General features: G+C 71.3%; 10 protein-coding genes. 5 read left to right on the top strand and 5 right to left on the bottom strand.

What is annotated here, in order from left to right; all coding sequences use genetic code 11:
- Positions 1–24 precede the first annotated feature (24 nt).
- On the bottom strand, positions 25–1,383 hold the full coding sequence (locus tag ACFP2T_RS40580; protein ID WP_377432390.1) for a M16 family metallopeptidase: 1,359 nt from the start codon (positions 1,381–1,383) through the stop codon (positions 25–27).
- A 26-nt stretch (positions 1,384–1,409) separates the two neighbouring features.
- On the bottom strand, positions 1,410–2,705 hold the full coding sequence (locus ACFP2T_RS40575; RefSeq protein ID WP_377432021.1) for a M16 family metallopeptidase: 1,296 nt from the start codon (positions 2,703–2,705) through the stop codon (positions 1,410–1,412).
- A gap of 346 nt (positions 2,706–3,051) precedes the next feature.
- Between ACFP2T_RS40575 and ACFP2T_RS40570 the strand changes: the two genes are divergently transcribed.
- The 5 genes from ACFP2T_RS40570 to ACFP2T_RS40550 all read left to right on the top strand — a co-directional run bounded on the left by ACFP2T_RS40570 (position 3,052) and on the right by ACFP2T_RS40550 (position 11,853).
- Positions 3,052–6,759 (top strand): reprolysin-like metallopeptidase, encoded by a 3,708-nt coding sequence (locus tag ACFP2T_RS40570; protein WP_377432020.1) that lies wholly within the window; start codon positions 3,052–3,054, stop codon positions 6,757–6,759.
- 284 nt (positions 6,760–7,043) lie between these two features.
- Complete coding sequence (locus tag ACFP2T_RS40565; protein ID WP_377432018.1) at positions 7,044–8,138, top strand: 3-deoxy-7-phosphoheptulonate synthase; 1,095 nt, start codon at positions 7,044–7,046, stop codon at positions 8,136–8,138.
- 411 nt (positions 8,139–8,549) lie between these two features.
- A complete protein-coding gene (locus ACFP2T_RS40560) occupies positions 8,550–10,979 on the top strand; it encodes a penicillin-binding protein (protein WP_377432017.1) in 2,430 nt (809 codons plus the stop codon).
- Between the two features lie 434 nt (positions 10,980–11,413).
- On the top strand, positions 11,414–11,635 hold the full coding sequence (locus ACFP2T_RS40555; RefSeq protein ID WP_377432389.1) for a hypothetical protein: 222 nt from the start codon (positions 11,414–11,416) through the stop codon (positions 11,633–11,635).
- Positions 11,636–11,658: 23 nt separating this feature from the next.
- Positions 11,659–11,853 (top strand): hypothetical protein, encoded by a 195-nt coding sequence (locus ACFP2T_RS40550; protein ID WP_377432015.1) that lies wholly within the window; start codon positions 11,659–11,661, stop codon positions 11,851–11,853.
- Positions 11,854–11,885: 32 nt separating this feature from the next.
- Here ACFP2T_RS40550 and ACFP2T_RS40545 read toward each other — a convergent pair whose 3' ends face one another.
- From ACFP2T_RS40545 to ACFP2T_RS40535, 3 genes are all read right to left on the bottom strand, one after another.
- The gene (locus ACFP2T_RS40545; RefSeq protein WP_377432014.1) at positions 11,886–12,404 is read right to left on the bottom strand and encodes a DUF1360 domain-containing protein; all 519 of its coding nucleotides are present in this window, start codon (positions 12,402–12,404) and stop codon (positions 11,886–11,888) included.
- Between the two features lie 137 nt (positions 12,405–12,541).
- Positions 12,542–12,877, bottom strand: coding sequence for an SRPBCC family protein (locus tag ACFP2T_RS40540; protein WP_377432012.1), 336 nt, complete (start codon positions 12,875–12,877; stop codon positions 12,542–12,544).
- A complete protein-coding gene (locus ACFP2T_RS40535; RefSeq protein WP_377432010.1) occupies positions 12,877–13,239 on the bottom strand; it encodes a DUF6158 family protein in 363 nt (120 codons plus the stop codon). Before ACFP2T_RS40535 ends, ACFP2T_RS40540 begins: the two co-directional genes overlap by 1 nt.
- Between the last annotated feature and the right edge of the window lie 56 nt (positions 13,240–13,295).

Genomic DNA, 13,295 nt, shown 5'->3' with positions numbered 1-13,295 from the left:
GGCAACGAGATTCCCAGGCAGCGGTCAGGCCGAGCCGGTCGCGACGCCGACCGCGTCGACGACCTGGCCGAGGCCGCTGGCGGTCAACTCGTCCCGGATCACCGCCGCGTCGCCCTCGACCACCAGGGTCAGGCCCTGCGGATGCAGATGCGCGGCGGCCGCCGCCGACACCTCCGGCTCGGCGGCGGACAACAACTGCTCCCGCAACGTGGCGTGGTAGTCGTCCGGCAGGTCGTGCACCACCAGCGTGGTCAGGGCGGTGGCGATGGCCCGGGGAGTCTGCAACTCCACCGAGAGCTGGCCGGCCCGCCAGGCACGGGCGACCGCCAGCTCCGCCTCGGTCACCCCGCCGTCCCGGGTACGGGTGATCTCGCCGACCGCGTCCACCAGGGCCGGCGCGGTCACCGCGGTCTGCACCCCGGAGCTGACCACGAACCGCCCGAACCGCCGGGAGTGACCGAACTCCGACCTGATCCCGTACGTGTAGCCGCGTACCTCCCGGATCAGGTGGTTCAGCCGCGACGTGAACGCGCCGCCCAGAACCGTGGCGGCGAGCGTCATCGGTACGTAGTCGGGATGCGCCCGGTGCGGCGCTACGTGCCCGAGCCGCAGGGTGGACTGCACCGAGCCGGGCCGGTCGACCAGGATGATCCGCCGCTCGCCGGGTGCCTCCACGGCGAGGACGCCGCCCGCCGGCTCGACCACCCCGGAGGTGCCGGCAAACGCCGTCGTACCGAGCACGTCGAGGTCGATCCGGTCGAGGTCACCGACGACGAGCAGGGTGCCCGGTCGGGTCAGCCAGTCGGCCTGGAACCCGGTCACGTCGTCCACGGTGACCGCGGCGACCGACTCGGGATCGCCGTCCATCGGCCGACCGACCCGCTGATCGGCCCCGAACAGGTCGGCGCGGAGCGCCGCGTCGGCTCGTGGTCCCGGGTTGGCCCAGTACATCCGCAGCGCGGTGACCTCGTCGTCGCGTACCCGGGTGACGTCGGCCGGGTCGAGCCGTGGGGTCCGGACGGCCTCCGCCAGCAACTCCACCGCGGCCGGCAGCCGGTCGACGGTGACCTGCACGCTGACCTGGAACACGTCCCAGTCGGTGGAGATGCTGAGTTCGGTACCCAGCCCTTCCAGCGCCAGCGCGTAGGCCGTGGAGTCGCGTCGGGTCGTCCCCTCCTCCAGCGCCTTCGCCACCACACCGGACAGCCCCTCCCGGCCGACCGGCTCCCGGCCGGCGCCCGCTTCGAGCAGCAGCACCGCGACGGCGAGGTTCTGCCCGGGCAGGTGGGCGGCGACCACGTTCCCGCCGGCAACGGCCCGCCGGACGACCGGTGGGAAGGCGTACGGCCGGGCGATCCCGGTCGTCGGCCGCTCCGTGACCAGGACCGGACTTCCGTCGCGCTGCTCGCTCACGCCGTCACCTCTTTCTCCGGCAGGTAGGTCAGGGTCACCCGGTCCTCGGGGCGGAGCAGGTCGGCGGCCAACTGGGTCACCTGGTCGGCGGTGACCGCGAGCCAGCCCGGCAGCCGCTCTCCGGCCCGGCCCGGATCGCCGAGCTGGGTGGCGTGCCGGCCGAGTATGTCGGCCCGGTTGTCCACCGCGGCGAGCTGCCGCCACCAGCCGGTGGTGAGCAGGGCCCGGGCCCGGTCCAGCTCGGCGTCGGTCACTCCGTCGGCCACCTCGTCCAGCACCTCGGCCAGTCCCGCCTCCAACTGCTCGGCGGTGACGCCGTCCCGGGCGGTGGCGGTGATGATCAGCGGGGCGGGCCCGTACGCCAGGTCGACCCCGAACGCGCTGACGCTGTCCGGCTGGGCGAGCCGCGCGCCGTCGGCGAGCCGTTGGTAGAGCCGGCTTCCCCGCCCGCTGCCCAGCATCGTGGCGAGTACGGTCACCGTGTCGAAGCCGGAGCCGCCGAACGGATGGGTCCGGTGGGCCAGGTAGACCCTCGGCGCCGGTACGTCGGCGGTCACCGTCTCCCGGGCCGGTACGCCGGTCGCCGGCACCACCAGTCCGTCGGGTGCCGCCGGAATGTCCGGCCGGGGCGCCATACCGCCGAAGTACCGTTCGGCCAGCGCGAAGACCTCGCCGGGCGAGGCGTCCCCGACCACCGTGAGCACCGCGTTGTTCGGCGCGTAGTAGGTGGTGTGGAACGCCCGGAAGGTGGCCAGGTCGGCGGCGTTCAGATCGGCCATCGAACCGATGGTCGAGTGGTGGTACGGATGCCCCGGTGGATAGAGCAGCGGTAGCAGTCGGAGCCAGGCGTCGCCGTACGGGACGTTCTCGTACCGCTGGCGCCGCTCGTTCTTCACCACCTCGCGCTGGTTGTCCAGCGTCTCCTGGGTCAGCGCCGGCACCAGGCCGCCCATCCGGTCCGCCTCCAGCCACATGGCGAGGGCCAGGTGCTCGGACGGCAGCGTCTCGAAGTAGTTGGTCCGGTCCGGGTTGGTGGAGGCGTTCAGCGAACCGCCGGATCCCTGGACCAACTGCATGTGCTCGGTCTTCGCCACGTTGACCGAGCCCTCGAACATCAGGTGCTCGAACAGGTGGGCGAACCCCGTCTGGCCGTCGGGTTCGTGCCGCGAGCCGACGTCGTACCACAGGTTGACCGCGACGACAGGGGCACTGCGGTCCTCGCTGACCACCACGCGCAGGCCGTTGTCCAGCCGGGTGGTCTCGATCGGCCAGGGATAACCGGTCTCGGGCATGGCCACGACGCTATCCGATCGACCGTCCTCGCCGGGGGCAACCCCGCCGGTCGTGGCGCCAGTTGTCGCCCCAGGTGTGCCGATCACATCGACCGTCGTCCGGATCGGCAGGTCGACCGTCGTCCGGATCGGCCGGTGGCCCGCGTCCAGATCGGCCGGTGTTCGGGGGATTCGACACAGTGGCCGGTGTCAGATCCGCGATCACGACGCCACAGAGGCTATCCACACCCCCACCCGGGCGCATATCGTTCGCCAGACCCCCGCAATTGATCAATGGTTTGCCTGGGTGACAGACACGCGCCCGCGCGATCGGCGGGCGCGCACGAGCAGTCCCAAGGAGACAGAGTTGACCATTTCCTCGTTACCCGCCGCCGGTGGCGGCCGGGTGGCGCCGCGCCGCCGCCTGGCCGCCCTCGCGGTCGCCGCGCTGGCGGCCGGCGTACTGCCGGTGCTGACCACCCCCACACCCGTCGCCGCCGCGCCGCAACCCGGCAACTACTGGGAGAAGCTCGGCGAGGGCCCGGCCGCGGCCAGGGCCGGCGGTCCCACCGACATCCAGGCCAGCCGGTACACCGGTTACACCCTCGACCGGTCCGGCCTGGCCTCGGCGCTGGACCGGGCACCGCAGGAACGGAGCGCGGCGGCCACCACCGGCGCGCTCGTCGTGTCGCTGCCCACTCCGGACGGCGAATTCCAGCGCTTCGAGCTGGTGGACTCGCCGGTGATGGCACCCGGCCTCGCCGCCCGGCACCCGGAGATCCAGACGTACGCCGGTAAGGGACTGGACGATCCGACCGCGACGGTCCGGGCCGACCTCACCCCGCTCGGCTTCCACGCCTCGGTCCGCTCCGAACACGGCAACTGGTACGTCGACCCGTACAGCCGGCAGGACCAGAGCCGGTACGCCAGCTACTACGTCAAGGACACGGTCAACCCGGATCCCGCGTTCGCCGAGCGGGAGGACGTCGCCGGCGCCGCCGAAGAACTCGCCGACGATGTCGGCTCCGCCCCGTCCACCACGGCCGGCGGGGACGTCCAGCTGCGGACGTACCGGCTCGCCCTGGTGACCGACCCGTCCTACGCCACCTACTTCGGGCAGGAGTTCGTCACCGCGGCCAAGGTGACGCTGGTGAACCGGGTCACGCAGATCTACGAGGACGAGACGGCGATCCGGCTGGTCCTGGTCGACCAGACCGAGAAGACCAACCTCAACACCTCGGCCGAGGCCATCGGGGCGAACGGACCCTGCGGTGCCGCCCCCTGCTTCACGGCGGCGCAGATCGCCACCTGCGGCAGCGGCACGCTGAGCCGGAACCAGATCGTGCTGGGCCAGCTCGTCGGTGCCGGCAACTACGACGTCGGGCACATCGGCCTCGGCGTCAACGGCGGCGGGATCGCCGGCCTGGGCGTCGTCGGCGGGGCCAACAAGGCGCGCGGCTGCACCGGCCTGCCGACTCCGGTCGGTGACTTCTTCGCCGTCGACTACGTGTCGCACGAGATCGGGCACCAGTTCGCCGGCAACCACACCTTCAACGGCACCCAGTGGAACTGCTCCGGTGGCAACCGCAGCGCCGCCAACTCGTACGAGCCGGGCAGTGGTTCGTCGATCATGGCGTACGCCGGGATCTGCCAGCAGGACAACCTGCAACCGCACAGCGACCCGTACTGGTCGCAGCGCAGCTACACCGAGATCACCAGCTACATCACGTCGAGCCGTCCCGCGATCAACGAGGTGCAGAACGTCTCGCTGCGCGACTTCGACACCAACGGCGACTCGTTCACGATCAGCTACGCGGGCGGCGAGTCCGCGCCGATCGTCCGGGGCGCCAACTACAGCACGGCCGGGATCAGGGCCGCCATCGAGGCGATCCCGGGCTGGCCGGCCGGCGCGACGGTCGGGGTAACCGGATTCGGTGGCGCGGCGCTGGACGACACCGGTTTCCAGGTCACCTTCGCAGGCGGACCGGTCGCGGCCACCAACGTCGCGTCGCTCGCCGTCACCGGAGCCACGGGCGCGTCCGGCTTCGTCGGCGAGACGGCCAAGGGCGGCGCGGTGGACAACGGTGGCTGGAAGGTCGAGGAGACCGCCAACCACGCCCCGGTGGTCACCGTTCCGGCCGCGTACACCATCCCGGTCCGTACGCCGTTCGCGCTGACCGGCAGCGCCACCGACGCCGACGGCGACACGGTGACGTACCTGTGGGAGCAGAACGACCGGGGTGCCGCCGCCGGGACCGCGCTGGTCAGCAACACCAAGCCCAACGGACCGCTGTTCCGCCAGTTCGGTACGGCGGCGATCGTCAGCCCGACCGACACTCTGGAGTACCACTCCCCCGGGCTGAACGCGGTGACCACCAACCCGACCCGGGTCTTCCCGGACCTGGCGCAGATCGCGGTGAACAACACCAACGCCAAGACCGGCACCTGCCCGGCCGCGCCGCCGGTCCCGCCCACCGGCGGAGCCAGCAACGTGCCGCCGGAGACCGTCGACTGCTACTCGGAGTTCCTGCCCACCGCCGACTGGGTCGGCCTCGCCGGTGACCGGACCCTGCACTTCCGGCTCACCGCCCGGGACGCGCGCCCGGGTGGTGGCGGCGTCGGCAGCGCCGACACGGCGCTCACTCTCGCCCCGACCGCAGGCCCGTTCCTGGTCACCTCGCAGAGTTCCGGCGAGACCGTCACCGGCGGCACCGCGCTGCCGGTGAGCTGGGACGTGGCCGGCACCGACGCCGCACCGATCGGCGTCACCGAGGTGAAGATCTCGCTCTCCGTCGACGGCGGGAAAACCTTCCCGCACGTCCTGGCGGAGCGGACCGCCAACGACGGCACCGAGACGCTGACCCTGCCGAACGTCGGCGCGAAGGCGGCCCGGATCAAGGTGGAGGCGGTCGGCAACGTCTTCTTCGACCTGAACGACGCCGACTTCGCGCTCCGGGCCACCCCGGAGGTCACCCTCGACCCGCCGGCCCAGGTCGTGACGGTCCAGTACAGCGACCCCGTGCTGCCGGAGGTCCGGGTCCGGGTGACCGACCCGGACGGCACTGCGGCGGGGCTCAGCGCCACCGCCACCGGACTCCCCACCGGCCTGCTGCTCCGCGGCGGCAAGAGCCCGGACGAACCGGACACGATCCCCGGCACGGCCGTCTGGAGCATCGTCGGGAACAACCGGGCAACCCCCGGCGACTATCCGGTCACGGTGACGGTCTCCGACGCGGACGGCCTGACCGGAACCGTCTCGTTCCTGGTCCGGGTCGTTCCGGAGCAGGCCGAGGTGACGTACACCGGAGACAGCCTGGGTTCCGGCCGTGCTGCCGCCGGCACCTCGGTGCTGCTCCAGGCCACCCTCCGGGAGATCTCGCCGTACACCGGGGCGGAGCCGTGGCCGGGTGACGTCGGCACCGCGACGGTGACCTTCACGGCCGGTGGCCGCACGCTCTGCACGGACGTGCCGGCCCCGCTCGGCACGCCCGACTTCGCGGCCGTGGCGAGCTGTACGGCGACCCTGCCGACCGGCGGCCACGACGTCACCGTCAGCCTCGGCGGCAACTACGCGGGCAGCACCTCGGCCCGGGTCGAGGTGGCCCGCCCGGACACCCGGGTCGTGCTCGGCGGCGGCTCGGTGACCCCGACCCGGTCCGCCGGGGCGTACCCGGCCGACCCCAGGTCCCGGGTCGACCTCACGCTGCTGCTGGCGCAGACCAGGATCGGTGGCTCCGGGACGACGACGCTGTCCTTCAGGTCCGAGGGCCGGAAGTACGAGATCCGCGGCGTCGGCCTCGACTCGTTCGGCGTACGGTCCAGCGGCGGCACCGACAAGCTGGACCTTCGCACCCGCGCCGGTCTGTACGACGTCACCGATCCCCGCCGCCCGGTGACCGTGGCCACCAACCTCACCCTCCGGCTCACCGCCACCGACCGAGGCGGCCTACTCAACTCCAAGGACACCCTCGCAGTCACCCTCACTCAGGATGATCGACTCCTCTTCTCGTCCGACTGGACGGGCCTGAAGACCCAGGAACTCAACCTCACCACCGGCACCATCCTCATCCTCTGAAAAGTAAGGAAGGGCCCCTTCTTATCGTTTTCTGTAGAAGAAGGGGCCCTTCTTAACACCCCTCCCCCCGCCCGAGGCGCGATCGGGTATCGTTCTCGACGTGGTGCGCTCGTATCGATGGTTTAGTCAGCCGGCTCGGAGCCGGTGACTCAGCCATGACCTGAGGTCACCAGATCCAGCAGAGCCGGCTGAGCAGGGACATCGTCCCTGCTTTTTCCATCTGAGCAGCCGGCTCGGCTCCCGGGCGCCGGCCCCGGGTCGCGGCCGGCAGGAAGAGCGTCGAAATGACCACCACCGGTATGGGCCGGGTCAGCGACCAGCGGATCGACCGGGTCGTGCCACTCACCACCCCGGCGCTGCTCCATCACGAGCTGCCGTTGAACGAACCGATGGCCACGACGGTGCTCGACGGCCGACGATCGGTCGCCCGGGTACTGGACCGGGAGGACGACCGACTCCTCGTCGTCGTCGGCCCCTGCTCTGTCCATGATCCGGCGGCGGCGCTCGAGTACGCCGAGCGGCTGCGTGTGGCGGCGGCCACTCACGCCAAGGACCTGCTGGTGGTGATGCGGGTCTACTTCGAGAAGCCCCGCTCGACCGTCGGCTGGAAGGGTCTGATCAACGACCCTGGGCTGGACGGTTCGGGTGACGTGAACGCCGGGCTGCGGGCCGCCCGCGCGCTGCTGCTGGACGTGCTGCGGCTCGGGCTGCCGGTCGGCTGCGAGTTCCTGGACCCGATCACCCCGCAGTACATCGCCGACACGGTCGCCTGGGGTGCCATCGGCGCCCGTACGGTCGAGAGCCAGGTGCACCGCCAGCTCTCGTCCGGCCTCTCCATGCCGATCGGGATGAAGAACCGCCCGGACGGCAGCGTGGGCACGGCGGTCGACGCGATCCGGGCCTCCGGGGTGCCGCACGTGTTCCCCGGTATCGACTTCTCCGGGGCGCCGGCCATCATGCACACCCGGGGCAACGCGGACTGCCACCTGGTGCTCCGCGGCGGCCGGGGCGAACCCAACTACGACGCCGACTCGGTGGCGGCGTCGCTGGCCCTGCTCCGGGCGGCCAAGCTGCCCGAGCGGCTGGTGATCGACGCGAGCCACGACAACAGCGGCAAGGACCACCGCCGCCAGCCGGTGGTCGCCACCGAGGTCGGCCGGCAACTGGCGGACGGCCAGCGGGGCATCGTCGGGGTGATGCTGGAGTCGTTCCTGGTGCCCGGCCGGCAGGACCTCGACCCGACCCGACCCCTGGTGTACGGGCAGTCGGTCACCGACGCCTGCCTCGGCTGGCCGGAGACGGAGCAGGTGCTGGCGGACCTGGCCACTGCGGTCCAGGCCCGACGGGTGGCGACGGCGGCCGGTACGGCACTGGGCTGAGCGCCACTCTCCTCATCCGGCAGGGCGGACCTTTCGTCCAGGGCGGAACTTCGTCATCCGGCAGGAACTTCGTCATCCGGCAGGGCGGCACGGGAGCGGCACGGGAGCGGCACGGCAACGGCTGGCGACGGAAGGCGGCGGGGCGACGGTAATCGACTGCCGTCCCGCCCGCCGGTTCCGGATGACGCCGCCCGCCGGTCCGGATGACCGGCTCGGTGAGCTGGCGGGGCTGGTGGGGCTCGTGGGCGGGCGTCGAGTGTGACGTAACAGTCATCTGGATATCGGGCCGCGACGCAACCAGGCGGTCGTGCGCCGCGTCTGGATCAATAGGGTAAAAGACGCGCGTACGGTTGTGCTCGCGCCCGCCGCCCGCCGCGACCTGTCCGCCCCACCCTGAGGTTAGAACTGATCATGCCGAAGTCCCGTCCTGCTCGCCTGATCAAGGCCGCCACGCTGCTCACCTGTGCCCTGCTCGCCGGAGTGGTGGTCGCCGGGGCGGCCTTCCCGGCGGTGGCCATGTCCGGGCTGGCGGCCAAGGCGGGGGCAGATTCGTTCCAGGACCTGCCCACCGAACTCACGGTGCCGCAGGTACCGGAGGCGAGCCAGGTGTACGCGGCCGACAACAAGACGCTGATGGCGACGTTCTACGACGAGAACCGTCAGGACGTACCGCTCGCGGACATCTCGCCGGCGATGCGGAAGGCGATGGTGGCGGCCGAGGACCACGCGTTCTACCGGCACAACGGGGTGGATCTCAAGGGCTTCATGCGGGCGCTGGTCTCCAACTTCACCGGCAACTCCCGGCAGGGCGCCTCGACCCTCACCATGCAGCTGGTCCGGATGTCGATCACCTACGGGGCGACGGATCCGAACCAGGTGGTGGCGGCGAGCGAGGACACCAACGGGCGGAAGCTGCGCGAGATGCGCCTCGCGGCGTCGCTGGAGAACAAGCTCAGCAAGGACCAGATCCTGGAGCGCTACCTGAACATGGCGCCGTTCGGTCACGGCACCTACGGGGTGGCCGCGGCGAGTCGCTTCTACTTCGGCAAGGACCCCCGGAACCTGACCGTGCCGGAGGCCGCGATGATCGCCGGTCTGGTCAAGTCGCCGAGTTACTACGACGCGCTGGACAGCAAGGGTCCGGGGTTCGGCCTGACGTTGGACCGCCGCAACTGGGTGATCGGGCAGATGCAGGAGACCGGCGCGATCACCGCCGAGGAGAAGGCAGCGGCGGTGGCCACACCGCTCAAGGTCGTGGGCAAGCGGCCGACCAACGGCTGCACCAGCGCGGTGCACAACGACTGGGGCTTCTTCTGCGACTTCTTCTACCGCTGGTGGATGGACCAGCCGGCGTTCGGCGCCACGTCGTACGACCGGGAGCGGCGACTCAAGGGCGGCGGCTACCGGATCGTCACCACCCTCACCCCGAGCGTCCAGCAGGCGGCGCACAAGAACGTGGAGCAGTACCTGCCGACCGGGAAGAAGAACGCCCTGATGGTGGCCGCCGTCGAGCCCGGAACCGGACGGGTGCGCGCACTGGCCGCGAACCGGACGTTCGGGCTGGACGATCCGGCCCATCCGAAGAACCCGATCTCCAGTAACCCGAAGCAGGCGGACGCCGGGATGCGGGCGACCTATCCGCGTACCACCAACCCGCTGCTCACCGGTGGCGGCGACATCACCGGCTACCAGGCCGGCTCCACGTTCAAGATGTTCACGATGGTCGCCGCGCTGGAGCAGGGCTACCCGCTCAGCTACACGATCAACGCCCCGCAGCGGTACCAGTCGAAGTACACCGCGGAGGCCGGTACCGAGTCGGCCTGCGCCGGCACCGAACAGTGGTGCCCGAGCAACGACAACACCTCGATGGCTGGCCTGCACGACATGTGGAGCGGGTTCGGCCGGTCGGTGAACACCTACTTCGTGCCGCTGGAGGAACGGGTCGGCGCGGCCAAGGTCGTCGACGCCGCCGAGCGGCTCGGCATCCGGTTCCGGTCCGAGAACGACGCGAACACCGCTAAGAACCCGGCGGCTGCCGACCGATGGGGCTCGTTCACCCTCGGCGTCTCGGCGACGACCCCGCTCGACCTGGCCAACGCGTACGCCACGCTGGCGGCGGACGGCAAGCACTGCGAACCGATCCCCGTGCAGGAGGTCCGCGACCACGACGGCAAGGTGCTCGACGACGTGGTCAAGCCGAAGTGCGACCGGGCGGTGGAGCCCGAGGTCGCCAGGGCGGCGATCGACGCGGCGCGGTGCCCGGTCGGCGACCAGTCCGCGTACGGCAAGTGCCGTGGGGCCACGGAGTCGGACGCGTTCCGGGTGATCGACCACCCGGTGGCGGGCAAGACCGGCACGACGGACAGCGACCGGACGGCGTCGCTGGCCGTCACCACCACCTCGCTCTCGGTCGCCGGGATCATGGCCAACCCCGACTGGCCGGAGACCACCGCGAACATGGACCACGACCTCGTCAACCCCGCCGTCTACGAGACCCTGGCGGACGCGATGAAGTCGAAGCCGAAGCAGGACTTCCCGAAGCCGAGCGAGGCGCTGGTGTACGGCCAGCAGCGGTCGATCCCGTCGGTGACCTGCAAGTCCGTCGACGACGCCAGCGCCATCCTCCGGAACGCCGACTTCAAGGTCGAGGTCGACGCGAACCGGGTCGCCTCGAACTGCCCGACCGGTACGGTCGCCCGGACCGATCCGGATGGCAGGACCGTCGTGGGCGGTGTGGTGATGCTCCGGATCAGCAGCGGCCAGTCCTCCACCGGAACCACGAACAACGGACCGCCGTCGATCGGGGACGTCACCTCGGGACAGTCGGGAAGACGTCGCTGACGATCGGATCGGGCCCGCGTCGGATCGCTACGAGTCCGGCGCGGGCCGCTGTCCGCTCCGGTGCCGGGAGAACGGCCGCGGAAAGTTGTGCGCCGCCCATGGCTGAGCCATGGGCGGCGCGGGCGTCGGTGTGCAGGTCGCCTCTCGGCGAGTGGCACGACGCGGCTCCAGCCGAACGGTATTCCGCGAAGGCAATTGGGTGAGGCCCGGGGACACTGGACACACCGACAGTCGTTTCAACCTCGGACCCCGGTCCGGTGTTCCGGCCGCCGTCGTGACGCACATCACCCGGCCGGTCCGGAAACGGTGACGTCGAACCGGACACCGGTCCGGACATGGCGACGCCGGACCGCACGGCACACCGGGCGCCCTAGGTCGAACCGGACGGCAGGCCGGAGCACGCCGTGTTTGGCCGATTCGGCACCGGGTAGCCGATCGCCGTGAGCGATGCCCGTGACGACCAGGCCAGCCCGGAACTCGACGCGCTGCTCGACGACCTCTACTTCGGCCAGGAGCGGGTCACCCAGGCGGAGATCCAACGTCGGGCGGTAGCCGCAGAGGTGCCCGCCGAACTCTTGACCCGGATCACCGCGCTGCCACAGGGCGAGTACGCGGTGGACGAGGTCGCCGAGTTGCTCGGCGGCACGGCCGGTTGACCGCGAGACGGTGGGGAGGACCCATGACCGAGGACGACGAACGGGACCGGCCCAGGCTGGCGCCCCTCGGCCAGGCACCCGGGGACACCGAGCCGGAGGACGAGCCGAACTTCGCGGCCGAGCACGACAAGACGGCGGTGGCCGAGGACATCATCACGGGTACCGACACCGACCGGGAGCCGGAGTCCCCCCGGGGCTGGTCCGGCATGCAGCGCTGAACCCGGTAACCGGCCCGGACACCATCGGCCGACTACGGCTTGGCGGCGGCCCGTTGCGCGACGGCGTACCCCATCTGGAGGAAGTCCGACGCGGCCACGGCGGTGAACGCGGTCGCCACCAACCGGGTCAGCCGGGGAGCCAGCACGAGCCCGCCGGTCAACCCGGTGGCGATCCAGACAGCCAGACAGAACGGACAACTGAGCAGCTCACCGACGGCGTGTCGGGTGGAACTGCCCTGGTCGCGTACCTGTTCCATCACCTCGCCGCTGCCGATCGGCCGGTCGTACTGGGTGAACGGCGCCCGGAGCGGGCTGGTCACCGCGTCCTTGGAGAGGAGCCGGCTGAGCTTGTGGGTGGCGATCGACAGCAGCACGACGTCGGAGGCGGACGGTTTGTCCGGTGCCCGGCGCCCGGTCGTCTTCGCCGCCACCGCCAGGGCCGTCGCCACCCCCGCATAGGTGCCCATCGCCGCCAGGTAGCCACCGAGCGGCCGATGCTCGTCCGGCGCGTACGCCTGTCGAAGTCGCGCGACCCTGTCCCGTACCTTCATTCCGCCTCGCTCCGCCGCCGTCCACTGGTCCCGTTCCGTCGTCCCCGCCGATGCGCGGGGTTCCGCTTCCGCCTGCCGGGCGTCGCCTCCCGTCCGTGCCGCTCTGACGGCTCTTGCCGCTCCTGCTCGTACCCGGCTCAGCTCGCGCTGAGGTTGTCCGCGACCTCGCGGGCGAGGCTCGCCAACGACTCGTCGGCGATCTCGGGCAGCCGCCGGTCGGGCGGGTCCGCCTCCAGTTCCAGCCGTACGGTGGCGCCGCCGGCGTCGATCGCCGACACCTGCAACCGGGCCGACCAGTTGGGGCTGCCGGCGGTGCGCCACCGGGCCCGCAACTCGGCGGCGATCAGCTCCGCACCCTGGCCACCGTTCCGGTGCAGTGGCGCCGGTAGCCAGGCCGAGACCCGGTTCGGGTCGGTGGCGGTGTTGAACACCACCTCCGGCGGGGCGGAGATGCCCCGCTCGGCCCGGGCCATCACCAGTCGCCGTCCCGCAGCCGACTCGGGTCGACCTCCCGGCCCGGGTGCCGGGTGAGGTACTCGGTCTCAAGATCGGCGGTGCGCCGCAGGTGGTTGCCGAGTGCGGAGTCGGCGGCGTGCCGGAGCGTGTCCAGCCGGGTCCGGTGCAGGCTGTGCATCTCCCGGAGCAGGTCCTCGTCGCTCAGTTCGACCGGATCGATCCCGAGGACTTCGTCCTCGGCGACCGCGAAGTCGGCCGCGGTGCCGCCGTGCCGGACCGGATCACCGTCCCACTGTCCGACCCGCTGTTCGGGGCTGGCGTCGATTGGCACTCCGACACCGGCCGGGGAGAACTCGTCGTGGCGTACTGATTCGTTCATCGTCGCCCCCGATATCTCGTTTGGGTTGACGACTAGACGGTTGCCCAAACCCCGTA

This window comes from Plantactinospora solaniradicis, from assembly GCF_042658085.1.
Taxonomy (GTDB): Bacteria; Actinomycetota; Actinomycetes; order Mycobacteriales; family Micromonosporaceae; genus Plantactinospora; species Plantactinospora solaniradicis.
The sequence above is the reverse complement of the archived record's forward strand: the minus strand, read 5'-3'. Positions and strand labels throughout refer to the sequence as shown.

Bases quoted from the DNA above. Each gene is read 5' to 3' on its own strand.
- ACFP2T_RS40575 (WP_377432021.1), bottom strand. From the start codon at position 2,705: ATGCCCGAGACCGGTTATCCCTGGCCGATCGAGACCACCCGGCTGGAC.
- ACFP2T_RS40565 (WP_377432018.1), top strand. From the start codon at position 7,044: ATGACCACCACCGGTATGGGCCGGGTCAGCGACCAGCGGATCGACCGG.
- ACFP2T_RS40560 (WP_377432017.1), top strand. From the start codon at position 8,550: ATGCCGAAGTCCCGTCCTGCTCGCCTGATCAAGGCCGCCACGCTGCTC.
- ACFP2T_RS40550 (WP_377432015.1), top strand. From the start codon at position 11,659: ATGACCGAGGACGACGAACGGGACCGGCCCAGGCTGGCGCCCCTCGGC.
- ACFP2T_RS40545 (WP_377432014.1), bottom strand. From the start codon at position 12,404: ATGAAGGTACGGGACAGGGTCGCGCGACTTCGACAGGCGTACGCGCCG.
- ACFP2T_RS40540 (WP_377432012.1), bottom strand. From the start codon at position 12,877: ATGGCCCGGGCCGAGCGGGGCATCTCCGCCCCGCCGGAGGTGGTGTTC.
- ACFP2T_RS40535 (WP_377432010.1), bottom strand. From the start codon at position 13,239: ATGAACGAATCAGTACGCCACGACGAGTTCTCCCCGGCCGGTGTCGGA.